Source organism: Rathayibacter sp. PhB1 (genome assembly GCF_004362935.1).
In the GTDB taxonomy this organism is placed as follows: Bacteria; Actinomycetota; Actinomycetes; order Actinomycetales; family Microbacteriaceae; genus Rathayibacter; species Rathayibacter festucae.
In genome coordinates, this window is sequence record NZ_SNYD01000008.1 from 118,694 (window position 1) to 134,008 (window position 15,315).

A 15,315-nucleotide genomic window follows, 5' to 3' on the forward strand; every position below is an offset into this window, starting at 1 on the left:
TCGCTCCGGGCGGAGGGCCGATCGTCGATCGCCCCGTGCTGACCCGCAGTCGGCCGACCTCAGCCCGCGCGCAGCACCCGGCGCTCACCGGCCGTCACAGCGACGCCGAGGCGGTTCGGCGCGGGCGGCAGCGGGCAGTTGTAGTGCGGCGAGAACCCGCACGGCGGGATGTAGGCGCGGTTGAAGTCGAGCAGCACCGGGCCGGGCGTACCGGCGTCCGCTGTTCCGCCCAGGCGCTGCACCACGAGGAACCGGCCCACCGGATAGCTCTTCAGCTCCGGGTCGTCGCTGCGGTTGGTCGGGTCGCCGAACGGGACGAGCAGCGTGCCGCCGTCGTCGAACGCGGCGACCGTGTACTCGTGCGCCCGCCCGTCGTCGACGAGCGAGAAGGTGATGTCGCCGGGCACGACGAGGTCGCGCGTCGCCCCGTTGTCGCGGAGGTGCTCGAACGGGATGGTGCGCGCGTCGTCGACCGGCTCGAACCAGGCCTCGAGCACCCAGGCGGCGTCGAAGGGGAAGGTCTCGATCGCGTCGAACGAGCGGATGCCCTCGGAGGCCGCGTCCCAGACGCGGTAGCCGTACTCCTCCTCGCCGGTGTCCAGGCTCGCGCGGCGCATCCGGGTGAGGGTCGCGGTCGGCCCGTAGCCGGCCAGCGCGGCCTCGTCGTCGACGCTCTCGCCCGGCTCTAGCCAGCGGGTCTCGACCAGGGCCAGGTCGCCGCGCGGGCCGGTGACCCGCTCGGCGCGGCGCGCGAGCCACGACTCCCAGCCGGCGCGGGCCGACTCGGTGGTGTCGATCGAGGCGCGGGAGGGGGCGGTGACAGTGCTGCTCGTCGAAGGCATGCATCCTGCAACGCGGGGGCGGCCGCTTCTCTTCCCGAGGGGGCCGAGGGAGCCGAGGGGATCGACGGCCGCAGATGAGACGGCTCTCATCTTCGTCTCACACCCGGCTTACGCCCCGTCGGGAGGCTGTGAGCACGGGTCGAGGATCCGCCGCGGCCACCGGGCCGCGCTCATCGCCTTCGAGGGGAACGACATGGTCATCCGCATCGCCCTGTACTCGCACGACTCGGTGGGGCTCGGCCACGTGCGGCGCAACGTCGCCCTCGCGCACGCCCTGAACGGCGCCCTGCCCGAGCTGCTCGGCGAGGAGGTGACCGGCCTGCTGGTGACGGGTCAGTCCTCCGCCACGGCGTTCGCCGCGCCCGACGGCTGGGACTGGCTCGCGCTCCCCGGCGTCACCACCGGCGAGCAGGGCTACCGCTCGCGCCACCTCGACGTCGAGCTGCGCACCCTGACGAGCCTGCGCGGCGACGTCGTCCGCGCCGGTCTCGCCGCCTTCGCCCCCGACCTGGTGATCGTCGACCGGCACGCGTTCGGAGTGCACGGCGAGCTCGAGCCCGCGCTGCGCGCCGTCCGCTCTGCGAATCCCGCCGCGGTCGTCGTGCTCGGACTGCGCGACGTGCTCGACCGCCGCTCCGCGACCTCGGCCGAGTGGAAGGCGATCGGCGGGGCCGGTGCCGTCCGCGAGCTGTACGACGCCGTCTGGGTCTACGGCGACCCGACCGTGCACGACCCGGCGGCCACCGGCGAGATCCCGCGTGGGCTGCACGACCTCGTCGAGCACACCGGCTTCCTCGCGAACGGCCGGCTCGGCGCCGGTCACTCCGTGGTCGAGGAGCCCTTCGTCCTCACCACCGTCGGCGGCGGCTCGGACGGCCGGGCGATCGCCGAGGCGGCGGTCGCGGCGGAGGTGCCGGTCGGCTACCGACACGTCGTCGTCACCGGACCGCAGATGCCGGCCGAGCACCGGCGGGCGATCCGCGCCGCCGCCGGCCCCGCGACCACGGTGGTCCGCTCGGTCCCGGACGCGCTCGCGCTGCTGCGCCGGGCCTCCGCCGTGGTGAGCATGGGCGGCTACAACACCGTCTGCGAGGTGATGAGCACCACGGTGCCGGCCCTGATCGTGCCGCGCTCGCACCGCCGCCAGGAGCAGCGGCTGCGGGCGGAGGCGCTCGAGGCCCGCGGCGCCGTCGAGGTCCTCGCGTCCGCCGAGGTCAGCGCCGAGCGGCTCGGCGCCTGGTTCGCGGCGAGGGTCGGCACCGAGGTGCAGCGCACGGGGATCGACCTCGACGGTCTCGCCGCCGTCGGTCCGCTCGCCGCCCGTCTCGTCACCGCCGCCCGCGGCACCGCGGTCGAGGAGGCGGACCGTGCCGTCTGACGCTCCGGCCCCCACCCCGCCCGCCGCCCCTGTCCCGTCCGCCACCGCCTCCGGAGGAGCCCCGATGCCCCGCACCGCCTACGTCCTCAAGGTCTACCCGCGCTTCTCCGAGACCTTCGTCGTCTCCGAGATCCTGGCCCGAGAGGCCGCGGGGGAGGACCTGGTGATCTTCTCGCTGCGCGCGCCCGACGACCCGCGCTTCCACCCCGAGCTCGCCCGGGTGAGCGCTCCGGTGCGCTACCTCGACAAGCCGGTCAAGGCGTCCGCGCTCTGGCAGGGCCTGCGGGCCGCCGAGCAGTCGCCCGAGCTGCTGGCCGCCGTCGGCCGGCTGCTGCCGGAGCTGCTGCGCGCGAGCCCGGAGGACGCGGCGCAGGCCGTGCAGCTCGCCGCCGCCGTCCAGCGCGAGGGCGTGACGCACCTGCACGCGCACTTCGCCTCGAGCGCCACCACGGTCACCCGGCTCGCCTCGCTGCTCACCGGAGTGCCCTACTCCTTCACGGCGCACGCCAAGGACCTCTTCCACGAGTCCGTCGACGCCGCGGACCTGGAGCGCAAGCTCGCCGGCGCCCGGTTCGCCGTCACGGTCAGCGACTACAACGTGCTGCACCTGGCCGCGCGCTTCCCGGCCGCGAGCGCCCGGGTGCACCGGGTCTACAACGGGCTCGAGCTCGAGCGCTTCGCCTTCTCGCCGCGGCCCGAGCGGACCGGCGTGCTCCGGGTCGCCGCGGTCGGCCGGCTGGTCGAGAAGAAGGGCTTCTCGGTGCTCGTCGACGCCGTCGCGATGCTCGCCCTCGGCGGGACCGCCGTCCAGGTCGAGATCGCGGGCGGAGGCGAGCTGCACGACGCGCTCGCCGAGCGGATCCGCGCCGCCGGCCTCGACGGGAGCGTCCGGCTGCTCGGCCCGGTGCCGCAGAACGAGGTCGCGGAGCTGCTGCGCCGCGCCGACGTCTTCGTCGCTCCCTGCGTGGTCGGCGCCGACGGCAACGCCGACGGTCTGCCGACCGTGCTGCTGGAGGCGATGGCGACCGGGGTGCCCTGCATCTCGACCGCGGTCACCGGGATCCCCGAGGTGATCCGCGACGGCGACACCGGAGTCCTCTGCCGTCCGGGCCGCGCGGACGACCTCGCCCGCGCGCTGCAACGGGTGGTGGATCCCGACTTCGACACCGCCGGGATCGCCGCCCGCGCCCGCGCGCTGGTGGAGCGCGAGTTCGACTCCCGAGGGCAGGCGCGCACGCTCGCCGCGCTGACCCTCGCGGCGCCCGCGCCCGCGCCCGCGACCGCGACCGCGCCCGCCCGGCCCGCGGCGGAGGCGGCCTGATGCGCGTCGCGTTCGTCTGCGCCGACCCCGGCGTGCCGGTCTTCGGCAGCAAGGGCTCCTCGGTCCACGCCCAGGAGATCCTCCGGGCCTACCGCGCGCGCGGCGACGAGGTCCGCGTCTTCTGCGCCCGGGCCGGCGACAGCGTCCCCGCCGACCTGGAGGACGTCGAGGTGCTGGAGCACCGCACCCGCGTGCAGGACCCGGCCGCGCGCGAGCGCGCCGTGGAGGAGGCCGCCGCCCACCTCGCCGAGGCGGTCGTGCTCGACGGCTGCGACCTCGTGCACGAGCGCTACTCCCTCTTCAGCCGCGCCTCCGCCCTGGTCTCGCGTGCCCTGGGCGTCCCCGCGGTGCTCGAGGTGAACGCGCCGCTGATCGACGAGCAGCGCGAGCACCGCGTCCTCGTCGACGAGGCGCGAGCGGAGCAGGCGACCCGCGCGGTGCTGTCCTCGGCCGCGGTCGTCGCCTGCGTCTCCGAGCCCGTCGCCCGCTGGGCCGCCGAGCACGGCGCCGCCGCACCGCTGGTCGCGCCCAACGGCGTGAACACCCGCCGCATCCAGCCCGGCCCCGCGCGCTCCGGCGGCCCGCTCGTCGTCGGCTTCGTCGGCACCCTCAAGCCGTGGCACGGCGTCGGCGGCCTGCTCGACGCCGTCGCGCTGCTCGACCCCGAGCGCGTCCGCCTCCTGGTGATCGGCGACGGCCCGGAGGGACCGGCCCTGCGCGAGCAGGCCGGTCGCCTCGGCCTCGACGTCGAGTTCACCGGCGCCGTCGCCCCCGCGGACATGCCCGCGCAGCTCGCCCGCCTCGACGTCGGCGTCGCGCCCTACCCGGCCCGCGAGGGCCAGGACTACTTCTCGCCGCTCAAGGTCTACGAGTACCTGGCCGCCGGTCTGCCCGTGATCGCCACCGCGGTCGGGCAGATCCCCGCGATCCTCCGGCACGGGGTCACCGGCCTCGTCGTCGAGCCGGGGCGGCCGGAGGCGCTCGCCGCGGCCGTCGCGGACCTCGCCGCCGACCCCGCCCGCCGCCGCGCGATGGGCGCCGCCGCCCGAGCCGACGCGGTCACCGAGCACGACTGGTCGCGGGTGCTCGAGCGGATCCTCGCCGCCGTCCCCGCGGATCGTCCCGCGGGCAGGCGCACCGACGACGTGCGCACCGGCACCGGCACCAGCACCGACAGCACCGAGGAGGCCGCCGCATGAGCCGCGCGAGCCGCAGCACCCCCGACCCCGGCGCCCTCCGCCGCAGCCTCGGCATCGTTCGCCCGCACCTGCGCGAGCATCGCTTTCTGATGCTCGGCGGCCTCGTCGCGCTGCTGGCCGAGGTGATCCTCCGGGTCCTCGAGCCGTGGCCGCTGAAGATCGTGATCGACAGCGTCAGCGCGAGCCTGGGCGCCACGGCCGGCGCCAACGCCGGCACCCCGCCCGCCACCATCGGCCTCCTCGTCGCCTGCGGCGCGATCCTGCTCGGCCTGGTGGGCCTGCGCGCGATCACCGCCTACCTCTCCACGATCGCCTTCGCGCTGGTCGGCTCGCGGGTCGCGACCGCGCTCCGCGCCCGCGTCTTCGCGCACGTGCAGGCCCTCTCGCTGCGGTACCACACGGTCTCCTCGGCCGGTGACACGGTGCAGCGGCTGGTCGGCGACATCGGCCGGCTGCAGGAGGTCGCGGTCACCGCCGGGCTCCCGCTGGTCGGCAACGTGATCACGCTGGTCGTCCTGACCGTCGTGATGCTGTGGCTGGATCCGCTGCTCACCCTGGTCGTGATCGGCGCGGCGATCGTCTATCTCGTCTCCTCCCGCCGCAGCTCGAGCTCGATCACCAGCGCCTCGCGCTCCACCCGCAAGGGCGAGGGCGCGCTGGCCGACACCGCCGCGCAGACCCTCGGCGCGATCCGCGTCGTCCAGGCCTACGGGCTGGAGAAGGAGGTGGGCGGCGCGTTCGACCGCGGCAACGCGACGGCGCTGCACCAGGGGGTGAAGGCCCGGCGGCTCGCCGCCGCGCTCGAGCGCCGGACCGACGTGATCGTCGGCGCCGCGACCGCCCTCGTGCTGGCCGGCGGCGGCTGGCGGGTGCTCGAGGGGCAGATGACTCCGGGCGATCTCGTGGTCTTCACGATGTACCTCAAGATCGCGATGCGCCCGCTGAAGGACCTCGCGAAGTACACCGGCCGGATCGCGCGCGCCGCCGCCTCGGGCGAGCGGGTCGCCGACCTCCTCGACGAGGAGATCGAGGTGCACGACCGCCCGGGCGCGCGAGCGCTGGTCACGACGGCGGGTGCCGTCTCGTTCGAGGCGATCGGCGTCGACGACGGCTACGGCCGCGCGCTCTTCACCGACCTGTCGCTGCAGCTGCGCGGCGGCGAGAGCGTCTGCCTGCTCGGTGCCTCGGGTGCCGGCAAGTCGACGCTCGTGAGCCTGCTCGTACGCGCCTCCGACCCGCGCCGCGGCCGCATCGCGATCGACGGGACGGATCTGCGCGACGCGACGCTCGCGAGCCTGCGCTCGAGCATCTCGCTGCTGCTGCAGGACTCGGTCCTCTTCGCCACGACGGTCCGCGAGAACATCCGCTACGGACGCCTCGACGCGAGCGACGCCGACGTGGAGGAGGCCGCCCGCCGCGCGAACGCGCTCGACTTCGTGCTGGCGCTGCCGCACGGCTTCGAGACCGTGCTCGGCGAGCGCGGCGGGACCCTCTCCGGCGGGCAGCGTCAGCGGATCGCCATCGCCCGTGCGCTGCTCCGCGACGCGCCGGTGGTCGTCCTCGACGAGGCGACGACCGGGCTCGATCCGGAGGCGCGCGCCCAGGTCGCGCAGTCGCTCGCCGAGCTCACCCGCGGCCGCACCACGATCTCGATCACCCACGACCCCGCCGCGATCGCGGGCGCCGACCGCCTGCTCTGGCTCGAGGACGGCCGCATCGTCGAGGACGGGACACCCGAGGAGCTGCTCGGCCGCGACTCCCGCGTCGCCGCCTGGTTCCATCGCGCCGCGGCGACCGAGCCCGGAGCGGAGGTGCGCGCATGAGCGCCCGCACCGGCGCCGACAGGTCCGCCGTCACGACCGCCGTCACGACCACCGTCACGGAGGCGGCCGTCGCCGACCTCGCCCGCCGCGACCCGGCGCTGCCCGCGCTCGCCGAGCTCCTCGACCCCCGGCGCCTCGCCGAGGCCCTGGGCCGTCCCGTGTGGGTCACCCGCCGCCGCTGGAAGCGCTCCGCGGACGTCGTGGTCGCCTTCGACTCGGCCGACGGCCCGGGCTGGATCGCCTCCTACGCCGACCCGGCCAAGCTCGACAAGACGCGCGAGCGCGCCGCCCGCGTGGGCGTCGAGCTGCGCGAGCACCCGAGGCTCGCGGCCGTGAGCGGACCGGTGCGCGCCGATCGCGAGCTCTCGCCGACCCTGCGGCGTCTCGCGCTCGCCGAGGCGGGACTCCTCGAGCGCTCGCAGGTGCTCCGGCACAATCCGCACCGCCGGCTGGTCCTGGCGGACGGGTCGCGCGTCGTCAAGATCGTGCCGCGCGGAGCCGCCGCCTCGGTCGCCGAGGTCGCGCGCGTGCAGGCGGAGCTGGCCGCGCAGGGCGTGCCGGTGCTCGTGCCGACGGTGCTCGGCTCCGGAGCGGCGTCGACTCCGTGGTGGGGCGAGGGCGATCTCGCCGAGCACCCTTCGGCCGGCGGCGCCGAGGCCGCCGGCGCGGCACTCGCCCGGCTGCACGAGGTGCGCGGAGTGCGCGTGCCCGGCGGCTCCCGCGACGAGGTCGCGACGGCGGTCCGCGCGCTCGTCGACCTCGCGCCGGGCCTCGCTCCGCGCCTCGAGCGACTCGGCGCGGCCCTGGCCGTCGAGGCCCCCGCCCGCTCGGTCGTCGTGCACGGCGACTTCTCCGCCGACCAGGTCCTCGTCGGCGACGGCGTCCGCCTGATCGACTTCGACCGCGTCCGTCGCGACGAGCCCGAGCGCGATCTCGGCGGGCTGGTCGCGGCCGAGGCCCCCGGCTCCGCCCTCGCGGAGGCGCTGCTCGACGCCTACCTGGCAGCCGGGGGAGTCATCGACGAGGCGGCGCTGCGACGTCGCACGGCCTCGAGCGTGCTGCTGCGCGCGGTCGAGCCCTTCCGCACCGCGCTGCCGGACTGGCGCGAGCGCCTCGACGACGCCGTCGCCCGCGCCGAGGAGGTGCTCGGATGACGACCGCCCCGGACCTGCTGAGCTTGCCGAGTGCGCTGAGCGCGGCGCCCGCCGTTCCCGCCGAGGTCGTCGAGGACGGCGTGAGGTGGACCGTCTCGCGCGCCTGGCCGTCCCGCGACGGAGCGGATCTCGAGGCCCGCACCGCCGGCTCGCCCGAGGTGCGCGCCGGCCGCTGGACCGCCGAGCGAGGTGTCCGGCTGCTCCCGGTCGGCACCGACCGCCGCCTCCCGGCGCTCGAGCACGCCCGCCGTGAGGGGGCCGTGATCGTGCACCGGCCCGGCCGCCGTGCCGTGGTGCGCGCCGCAGACGGCAGCAGCTTCCTCAAGGTCCTCCGCCCGCAGGCCGCCCCCGCGGTGGCCGCGGCCCACCGGAGCGCCGAGGCGTTCGCCGCGGGCTTCGACCTGCCGCGGCTGCTGCACCGCCCGGACGACCCGGAGGGACTCGTCCGCTTCTCGGCGCTGCCCGGACGCACCGTCCTCGAGGTCGGCTCCGACCCGCGGACCACCGCCGTCCAGTGGCGTGCGCTCTGGGGGCGCTGGGCCGAGGGCTGGGCGCTCCTGCCCGCGGCGCCGGCCGAGCTGCCCGAGCACGGCCCGGAGGCGGAGGCCGCCGTCGTCACGCGCTGGGCGGCCCTCGCCGCGCCACTGCTCCTCCCCGGGCTGCGCGCCGAGGTGCTCGCGGCCGCCGAGCGGGTGGCGGAGTCACTCCTCGCGGGGCCCGTCGAGCCGCTCGTGCTCTCCCATCGCGACCTGCACGACAAGCAGCTGCTGGTCGCGGAGAGCGGGCTCGCCCTGCTCGACCTCGACACCGCCGCACGGGCCGAGGCGGCGCTCGACCTCGGCAACCTGCGGGCCCACCTGCGGCTGCGCACCGCGCAGGGCCTGCTGCCCGCGGATCTCGCCACCCGGGCCGCCGCCGTGGTGGACCGGGCGGCCGAGCACGCAGGCGCCTCGCCCGAGCGCCTCGCGGCCTGCGAGACCGCGACCCGGTTCCGCCTCGCCTGCCTCTACCTCTTCCGCCCGGCCTGGCGCTCGTCGGCCGCCCACTCGCTCACCCGCCTCGCTGGAAGGATCATCGCTCCATGAGAAGATCATCAGGAAACCCGTTCCGCCGCCCCGATCCCGACACGACCGATCAGGAGACGCCGATGCCCCGTCGCGGGCCCGTCCTGCTCGCCGCCGCGGCGGCCCTCTGCCTGGCCGCGATCGCCGGGGGAGTCGTCACCGTCGCGAGCGCGCTGCAGCAGCCCCCGCAGGTCACCGAGATCGGCTCGACGCCCGTCGTCGGACCGAGCCGCGCCCCCGGTGCCGGCGAGACCCCGGGCGCCGACCCGTCGAGCACCGATCCGGCCGGCGATCCGGCCGGCGCCGATCCCGCCGCGACCGATCCCGCCGCCGTGGACCCCGCCGCCACGACCGCGCCCGCGGCACCGGCCGCACCGGCCCCGCAGAGCCCGGCCGCCGAGCAGGGCGGCGGCACCGCCCCCGTCCCGGTCGTGCCGGTCCCGGCCCCCGCGCCGGCCGACGGGGACGACGACGGCGACGACGAGGACACCGACGACCCGGATGACGACATCGACGACGACACGGACGACTGACGACGGTGCCCGTCCCGGTACCGCTCGGCGCCGGTGGAGGACCGCTCCGCCTCAGCCCACCATCCGGTAGCCCATGCCGCGCACCGTCTCGATCCGCTCGGCCCCGATCTTGCCGCGCAGATACCGCACGTAGACGTCGACGACGTTCGAGCCCGGATCGAAGTCGAACCCCCAGACCCGGCTCAGCAGCTGCTCCCGGCTGAGCACCTGCTCCGGGTGGCGGAGGAACTCCTCCGCCAGCGCGAACTCCCGCGCCGAGAGGTCGAGCGTGCTGCCCTCGACCGTCGCCCGGCGAGAGCGCAGATCGAGGGTCACTCCGCCGTGCACGAGCAGGCCGTCGTCCTCGGCCGGACCCGAGCCCGCCGCTGCGTCGCGCAGCCGCACCCGGATCCGCGCGAGCAGCTCGTCGAAGCGGAACGGCTTGGCGAGGTAGTCGTTCGCGCCGAGGTCGAGCCCCTCGACCGTGTCGGCGACGGAGCTGCGCGCCGTCAGCATGATCACCGGCAGTGTCGCCCCCTCTGCCCGCAGCGTGCGCAGCACGGCGAAGCCGTCCATGCCGGGCAGACCGACGTCCAGCAGCACGAGGTCGAACCCGCCGCTGCGCAGATACGCGAGCGCGTCGTCGCCGCGCGCCGCCCGGGTCGTCGTGTAGCCGGCCGAGCGCAGGCCCTTCTCGACGAAGGCGGCGATGCGCTCCTCGTCCTCGGCGATGAGGATGGTGCTCACTGTGCTCGTCCTCTCGGGGGAACGTCGGTCGGTTCGTCGTCGGCGGGGGAGCGCCGCTCGAGGGGGAGCGAGAGCGCGAAGCGGGTGCCGCGGCCGGGGACGGAGTCGAGCTCGACCCGGCCGCCGTGCGCGCGGGCGATCGCGGAGACGATCGCGAGGCCGAGCCCGGAGCCGCGGATGCCGCGACCGTCGTCGACGCGGCCGAAGCGCTCGAAGATCCGCTCGCGCGCCGCGGCCGGGATCCCGGGTCCCTCGTCGGTGACGAACAGCTCGACCCGGTCGCCGCGCCGCTCGCTGCCGAGCACGACCGCCGAGCCCTCCGGGCTGTACTTCGCGGCGTTGTCGGCCAGCTGCAGCCAGGCCTGGGTGAGCCGCGCCGGATCCGCGTCCATCTGCACCTCGGCCACGGGCCCTGCCCGCCAGTCGCGTCCGGGGATCACCGCGACCTTCGCCAGCACCCGCCGGGTGAGCTCGCCGACGTCGACCGGCTGCAGCGGGACGCGGTCCTCGCGCTCGGCCTCCGACAGCTCGGCGATGTCGTCCAGCAGGTTCCCCATCCGGTCCAGCTCGTCGAGCGCTATGGCGCGAGTGGCCTCGACGTCGCCGGGGTCGCGGGCGTCGACGAGCTCGAGGTGGCCCCGGACGATCGTGATCGGCGTGCCCAGCTCGTGGCGCACGTCCGCCAGCAGCCGCCGCTGTGCGTCGAACGAGCCCTCGAGCCGCCCGATCATGTCGTTCACGGTGCGGGTCAGGTCGGAGACGTCGTCGTCTCCGCCGACCGGGATCCGCTCGCCGAGATCGGTCGCGGTGATCCGGGACGCGGTGCGCCGCAGCTCGCGGATCGGGGAGAGCAGGCGGCCCGCGACGAACCAGCCCACGAGTCCCGTCGCCGCGAGCGCCAGCGCGGCGATCACGGCGTAGCTCCGCGACACGTCCGCGAGGTCGGAGAGCCGAGCGTCGGTGTCGACCGCCGTCACGTACACCCCGGCCGCGTCCGAGCCCTCGACGCGCAGGGGCACGGCGGCGTAGCGGAGCGTCCCGTCCTCCGTCTCGCCCCAGCCGAGCACCGTCGCTCCCGCCGCCGTCTCTCCCGACACGCGGGCGAGGAAGTCGGGGTCGTCGTCGAGCAGGAAGCTGAGGGCGTAGGGCTGCGGCTCCCAGCGGGCGATTCCGTCGACCAGGCCCACGGTGCTCCCGTCCAGCCGCGGCAGCACCTGCCCGAGGACGGTCCGCAGCAGGGCGTCGATGTCGGTGAACCCGGAGCCGTCCGTGGGAGCCGCGGTGAGCGGCGACTCGTCCGGCTCGATCCGAGTCGCCTCGGCGGGCGACTCCACGATCGTGCGCACGCTCTCGACCTGCTGGCGCAGCTCCTCGTCGATCGAGGCGAGGATCCGGTCGCGCTGCAGCAGGAACGACGCGCCCCCCGAGACCAGCAGGCCGAGCGCGGTGACGACCAGGATCGCCGCGAGGATCCGCACCCGGACGGAGCGCAGGCGGCGCACCGGGGCGGGCGCGGGTGTCGGAGTCATGCGGGCTCCCGAGGGCGTGGCCGTGCGCGGGCAGGCGGTCGAGAGCCCTGAGGTTCCCGCACTCATCATCGCAGCAGCTCGCACGGATCACTGAGAAGCTTCTCAGGAGGAGCGGGGACGGGGCCGCGCGAACCTGCCCGTTAAAGACCTCGACGCCCTGCGGCAGCGGCAGGGCCGGCTGCTCTGACGGGGCGTCGAGCTCTTCTTGACCGACAGCATGCGCCTCTCGGCGGCCGTCCGCAAGAGGGCGGCGCCGTTCGCCCACGGCGAGGCGCGAGAAGCCCCGTCGCGCGGGTCGGCACCCGCGCGGTCGTTAGACTGGACCGCCTGTTTTTGACGGTCCCCGGAGCGCATCCGCCTCCCGCCCGAGACCGCGGAACCGGCAGGGAAGGGCGCACGATGACGGACAGCGACACGATCCTCGAGTCCGAGCTCTCGCGCGAGCGCGCGTACGTGGCGGGGCTCTACGCCCGCCTCGACGAGCTGATCGCGCAGTCCAGGGAGGCGCTCGACTCGGTCCGGATCGAGAGCGTCGGCGGCAACCACCAGAGCCGGTCCGAGCGCGACGCGTTCGCGCGCCTCTACGAGGACCGCATCCGCTCGCTCTCCGGCGCCGACGACCGCCTCGCCTTCGGCCGGCTCACCCTCGCCGACGCCGAGACGGAGCACCGCTACATCGGCCGCATCGGCCTCCGCGACGACGAGCAGGACACCCTGCTGCTCGACTGGCGCGCTCCCCAGTCGGCCGCCTTCTACCAGGCCACCGCCGCCCGGCCGATGGGCACCCGCGCCCGCCGGCACCTGACCCTCCGCGGCCGCGAGGTGATCCGCTTCGAGGACGAGGTCTTCGACGAGGAGCTGCTCCGCGAGGGCACGGCGCTCCAGGGTGAGGGCGCGCTGATGGCGGCTCTCGGCGCCCAGCGCACCGGGCGGATGCACGACATCGTCGCGACCATCCAGAGCGAGCAGGACCGCATCATCCGCTCCGAGCTGCGCGGCGTGCTCGTCGTGCAGGGCGGCCCGGGCACCGGCAAGACCGCGGTGGCGCTGCACCGCGCCGCCTACCTCCTCTACTCGCACCGCGACCGGATCGCATCTTCGGGTGTCCTCGTCGTCGGGCCGTCGCGCTCCTTCCTGCGCTACATCGAGGCGGTGCTGCCCTCGCTCGGCGAGACCGGCGTCGTGCTCTCCACCCTCGGCCAGCTCTATCCGGGCCTCGACCTGATCGAGGAGGACCGCCCCGCGGTCGCCCGGGTCAAGGGCTCCGCGCGGATGGCCGAGCTGCTCAAGCGCGCCGTCCGCTCGCGCCAGGCGGTCCCGGCCGAGACGCTGGTCCTCGACGTCAACGGCGAGAAGCTTCGGCTCGAGCCGCACGAGGTCGAGCGGGCGATCACCCGCGCCCGCGACTCGCGCAAGCCGCACAACGAGGCCCGCGTCACCTTCGTCAAGGCGATGATCACCCAGCTGACGCGGCAGCTCGCCGACCAGCTGCGCAGCCACGGCAACACGGTCGACGAGGCCGACGAGGCCGTGCTCCGCGAGGACGTCCGCACCGCGTACGACGTCCGCGTCGCCCTCAACACCGCGTGGATCCCGCTCACCCCGGAGAAGCTGCTGCAGGACCTCTACGCGAGGCCGAACTGGTTCGCCTCGCTCACCCCGCGCTGGACTCCCGAGCAGCGCGCCCTGCTGCGCCGCGACCGCGACGCGGCCTTCACCGTCTCCGATGTGCCGCTGCTCGACGAGGCGGCCGAGCTCCTCGGCGCCTACGACGACCACGCCGACGCCCAGAAGAAGGCCGAGAAGGAGCAGCGCCGCCGCGACGTCGAGAACGCCGAGGCCGCGATCCGCAACATGGGCGTCGACGGGCTCGTGAACGCCAAGGACCTCGCCGCGGGCTTCGCCGAGCGCACCAGCGTCGGCACCACCGCCGAGCGCGCGGCGGCCGACCGCTCCTGGACCTACGGGCACGTCGTGGTCGACGAGGCGCAGGAGCTCTCGCCGATGCAGTGGCGGGTGCTGCTGCGGCGCTGCCCGATGCGCTCCTTCACCATCGTCGGCGACGTCGCCCAGGCCTCCGGCGCCTCGGCCGCGTCCAGCTGGGACGCCGCCCTCCGCGACACCTTCGGCCGTCAGGGCCGCGACGGCGAGGCCGCGCCCTGGCGCCTCGAGGAGCTGACCGTCAACTACCGCACGCCCGCGCAGATCGTCGCCTACGCCGAGCGCACCGCGCGCGAGAACGGACTCGAGATCACTCCGGGCGAGGCGGTGCGCTCCACGGAGTGGCCGGTCCGCACCGTGCGAGACCGCGGCGACGCCGTGCTCGCCGACCGGGTGCTCGCCGTCGTCCTGGAGGACCGCGCGATCGGGGACGGCACGCTCGCCGTGATCGCGCCCGACGACGAGCTCGACGCGATCACCGCGCGGCTGGAGCAGGAGCTCGGCCGCGAGGTCGGCCGCGGCTCCCGGGGACTCGACCGTCCGGTCGCCGTGCTCTCGACGGCCGATGCGAAGGGGCTCGAGTTCGACTCCGTCGTGATCGCCCGGCCGCGGCTGATCGCGGCGGAGGAGCGCGGCGCCGCCTCGCTGTACGTCGCGATGACCCGGCCGACGCAGCGCCTCACGCTGGTCGAGTGAGCCGGTCGGAGTGGCGGCCGGCGGGGATCGAGCGTCCAGGGCGTCCCTCCTAGGATGGAGAGCATGAGCAGCGAGAACCTGACCAAGCCCGAGCTCGACGCCCCCGACGGCCCGGCCCCCGACACCCTCGTCGTCGAGGACCTCGTCATCGGCGACGGCGCCGAGGCCCAGCCCGGCTCCACCGTCGACGTGCACTACCTCGGCGTCGAGTACGACACCGGCGAGGAGTTCGACTCCTCCTGGAGCCGCAACCAGTCGATCAACTTCCCCCTGAACAACCTCATCCGCGCCTGGCAGCAGGGCATCCCCGGCATGAAGGTCGGCGGCCGCCGCAAGCTGATCTGCCCGCCCGCCCTCGCCTACGGCCCCGCCGGCGGAGGCCACCCCCTCTCCGGCAAGACCCTCATCTTCGTGATCGACCTCCTCGGCACGAAGTAGCCCGCTGGTCGAGTAGCCCCGCAGGGGCGCAACGAGCGGCGATGCCGCCCTGCGTCTCGGCGGCCAGGAGAAGGACGCCGAGGCGGCCCTTTCCTGCTGGTCGAGTAGCCCCGGAGGGGCCGACCATGCTGGTCGAGTAGCCCCGGAGGGGCGTATCGAGACCCACCCCGAAAGCACCGAAGGCGCAGCCCCCGTTCACCGGGGTCTGCGCCTTCGTCGTTCCCCGCCGCCGCCCCTCAGCGCGGCTGCGCCCTCTTCACCCGATCGACCAGCTCGCGCCAGGCCCCGTCGAGCTCCGTCTCACCGAGCCGCACCGTGTGCGTCTGCACCCGGATCTCGTAGACGAACCGGTCGGGCCGCCCGGCGGGGGTCGCCGCGGCGCGCGGCCGGTCGTCCCAGTCGAGCGAGCCGATCAGAGCGTGCCAGGCGCCCTCGTCCGGCTGCTGATCGACATCGATCCGCCAGACCCGGCGGAGCCCGGCGAAGCCGCCACTGCGCGACACGATCACATCCATGGCCGCGATCGTACGCGCCCGCCCCCACAGCATGCTGGTCGAGCACCCCGCGCACCGGGCAACCTATGCCGATCGAGCAGCCCGCGCATCGGGCGCCCCGTGCTGTTCGCGTGGTCCGCGCAGCCGGCGCCCATGCCACCCGCGTGGCCCGCGCAG

Annotated in this window: 13 protein-coding genes; 9 read left to right on the forward strand and 4 right to left on the reverse strand. The window is 75.4% G+C overall.

Features of this window, described 5'->3' with window-relative positions; translation table 11 throughout:
- Window positions 1–59: 59 nt before the first annotated feature.
- Complete coding sequence (locus EDF17_RS17855; RefSeq protein ID WP_123447915.1) at window positions 60–842, reverse strand: DUF1684 domain-containing protein; 783 nt, start codon at window positions 840–842, stop codon at window positions 60–62.
- Window positions 843–1,035: 193 nt separating this feature from the next.
- On the opposite strand from EDF17_RS17855, the gene EDF17_RS17860 reads away from it, so the two are divergent.
- From EDF17_RS17860 to EDF17_RS17890, 7 genes are all read left to right on the forward strand, one after another.
- Window positions 1,036–2,220, forward strand: a complete 1,185-nt coding sequence (locus EDF17_RS17860) for a glycosyltransferase (RefSeq protein WP_123447914.1) — start codon at window positions 1,036–1,038, stop codon at window positions 2,218–2,220.
- Between the two features lie 64 nt (window positions 2,221–2,284).
- Complete coding sequence (locus tag EDF17_RS17865) at window positions 2,285–3,541, forward strand: glycosyltransferase (RefSeq protein ID WP_123447913.1); 1,257 nt, start codon at window positions 2,285–2,287, stop codon at window positions 3,539–3,541.
- Window positions 3,541–4,740, forward strand: coding sequence for a glycosyltransferase family 4 protein (locus EDF17_RS17870; protein ID WP_123447912.1), 1,200 nt, complete (start codon window positions 3,541–3,543; stop codon window positions 4,738–4,740). Before EDF17_RS17865 ends, EDF17_RS17870 begins: the two co-directional genes overlap by 1 nt.
- Entirely contained in the window at window positions 4,737–6,563 is a 1,827-nt protein-coding gene (locus EDF17_RS17875; RefSeq protein ID WP_123447911.1) for an ABC transporter ATP-binding protein, read from the forward strand. The genes EDF17_RS17870 and EDF17_RS17875 overlap by 4 nt, the downstream gene beginning before the upstream one ends.
- Window positions 6,560–7,717, forward strand: coding sequence for a hypothetical protein (locus EDF17_RS17880; protein WP_123447910.1), 1,158 nt, complete (start codon window positions 6,560–6,562; stop codon window positions 7,715–7,717). The genes EDF17_RS17875 and EDF17_RS17880 overlap by 4 nt, the downstream gene beginning before the upstream one ends.
- Complete coding sequence (locus EDF17_RS17885; protein WP_123447909.1) at window positions 7,714–8,802, forward strand: hypothetical protein; 1,089 nt, start codon at window positions 7,714–7,716, stop codon at window positions 8,800–8,802. Before EDF17_RS17880 ends, EDF17_RS17885 begins: the two co-directional genes overlap by 4 nt.
- Window positions 8,799–9,314: a hypothetical protein gene (locus EDF17_RS17890; protein ID WP_133672144.1), complete on the forward strand. Its 516-nt coding sequence runs from the start codon at window positions 8,799–8,801 to the stop codon at window positions 9,312–9,314. Before EDF17_RS17885 ends, EDF17_RS17890 begins: the two co-directional genes overlap by 4 nt.
- A 51-nt stretch (window positions 9,315–9,365) precedes the next feature.
- On the opposite strand, the gene EDF17_RS17895 is transcribed toward EDF17_RS17890, so the two are convergent.
- Window positions 9,366–10,040: a response regulator transcription factor gene (locus tag EDF17_RS17895; protein ID WP_123447907.1), complete on the reverse strand. Its 675-nt coding sequence runs from the start codon at window positions 10,038–10,040 to the stop codon at window positions 9,366–9,368.
- Window positions 10,037–11,569 carry a HAMP domain-containing sensor histidine kinase gene (locus tag EDF17_RS17900; protein WP_123447906.1) on the reverse strand — a complete coding sequence of 511 codons (1,533 nt, stop codon included), beginning with the start codon at window positions 11,567–11,569 and terminating at the stop codon, window positions 10,037–10,039. The genes EDF17_RS17895 and EDF17_RS17900 overlap by 4 nt, the downstream gene beginning before the upstream one ends.
- A 399-nt stretch (window positions 11,570–11,968) precedes the next feature.
- Here EDF17_RS17900 and EDF17_RS17905 point away from each other — a divergent pair, with 399 nt between their 5' ends.
- Together EDF17_RS17905 and EDF17_RS17910 are read left to right on the forward strand one after the other, a co-directional pair.
- Window positions 11,969–14,206, forward strand: a complete 2,238-nt coding sequence (locus EDF17_RS17905) for a UvrD-helicase domain-containing protein (RefSeq protein WP_123447905.1) — start codon at window positions 11,969–11,971, stop codon at window positions 14,204–14,206.
- Window positions 14,207–14,269: 63 nt separating this feature from the next.
- A complete protein-coding gene (locus tag EDF17_RS17910) occupies window positions 14,270–14,644 on the forward strand; it encodes an FKBP-type peptidyl-prolyl cis-trans isomerase (RefSeq protein WP_123447904.1) in 375 nt (124 codons plus the stop codon).
- 236 nt (window positions 14,645–14,880) lie between these two features.
- Here EDF17_RS17910 and EDF17_RS17915 read toward each other — a convergent pair whose 3' ends face one another.
- Window positions 14,881–15,159, reverse strand: coding sequence for a protealysin inhibitor emfourin (locus EDF17_RS17915; RefSeq protein WP_123447903.1), 279 nt, complete (start codon window positions 15,157–15,159; stop codon window positions 14,881–14,883).
- Window positions 15,160–15,315: the final 156 nt, after the last annotated feature.

Coding starts and splice junctions, on each gene's coding strand:
- EDF17_RS17855 (WP_123447915.1), bottom strand. CDS start 842: ATGCCTTCGACGAGCAGCACTGTCACCGCCCCCTCCCGCGCCTCGATC.
- EDF17_RS17860 (WP_123447914.1), top strand. CDS start 1,036: ATGGTCATCCGCATCGCCCTGTACTCGCACGACTCGGTGGGGCTCGGC.
- EDF17_RS17865 (WP_123447913.1), top strand. CDS start 2,285: ATGCCCCGCACCGCCTACGTCCTCAAGGTCTACCCGCGCTTCTCCGAG.
- EDF17_RS17870 (WP_123447912.1), top strand. CDS start 3,541: ATGCGCGTCGCGTTCGTCTGCGCCGACCCCGGCGTGCCGGTCTTCGGC.
- EDF17_RS17875 (WP_123447911.1), top strand. CDS start 4,737: ATGAGCCGCGCGAGCCGCAGCACCCCCGACCCCGGCGCCCTCCGCCGC.
- EDF17_RS17880 (WP_123447910.1), top strand. CDS start 6,560: ATGAGCGCCCGCACCGGCGCCGACAGGTCCGCCGTCACGACCGCCGTC.
- EDF17_RS17885 (WP_123447909.1), top strand. CDS start 7,714: ATGACGACCGCCCCGGACCTGCTGAGCTTGCCGAGTGCGCTGAGCGCG.
- EDF17_RS17890 (WP_133672144.1), top strand. CDS start 8,799: ATGAGAAGATCATCAGGAAACCCGTTCCGCCGCCCCGATCCCGACACG.
- EDF17_RS17900 (WP_123447906.1), bottom strand. CDS start 11,569: ATGACTCCGACACCCGCGCCCGCCCCGGTGCGCCGCCTGCGCTCCGTC.
- EDF17_RS17905 (WP_123447905.1), top strand. CDS start 11,969: ATGACGGACAGCGACACGATCCTCGAGTCCGAGCTCTCGCGCGAGCGC.
- EDF17_RS17910 (WP_123447904.1), top strand. CDS start 14,270: ATGAGCAGCGAGAACCTGACCAAGCCCGAGCTCGACGCCCCCGACGGC.
- EDF17_RS17915 (WP_123447903.1), bottom strand. CDS start 15,159: ATGGATGTGATCGTGTCGCGCAGTGGCGGCTTCGCCGGGCTCCGCCGG.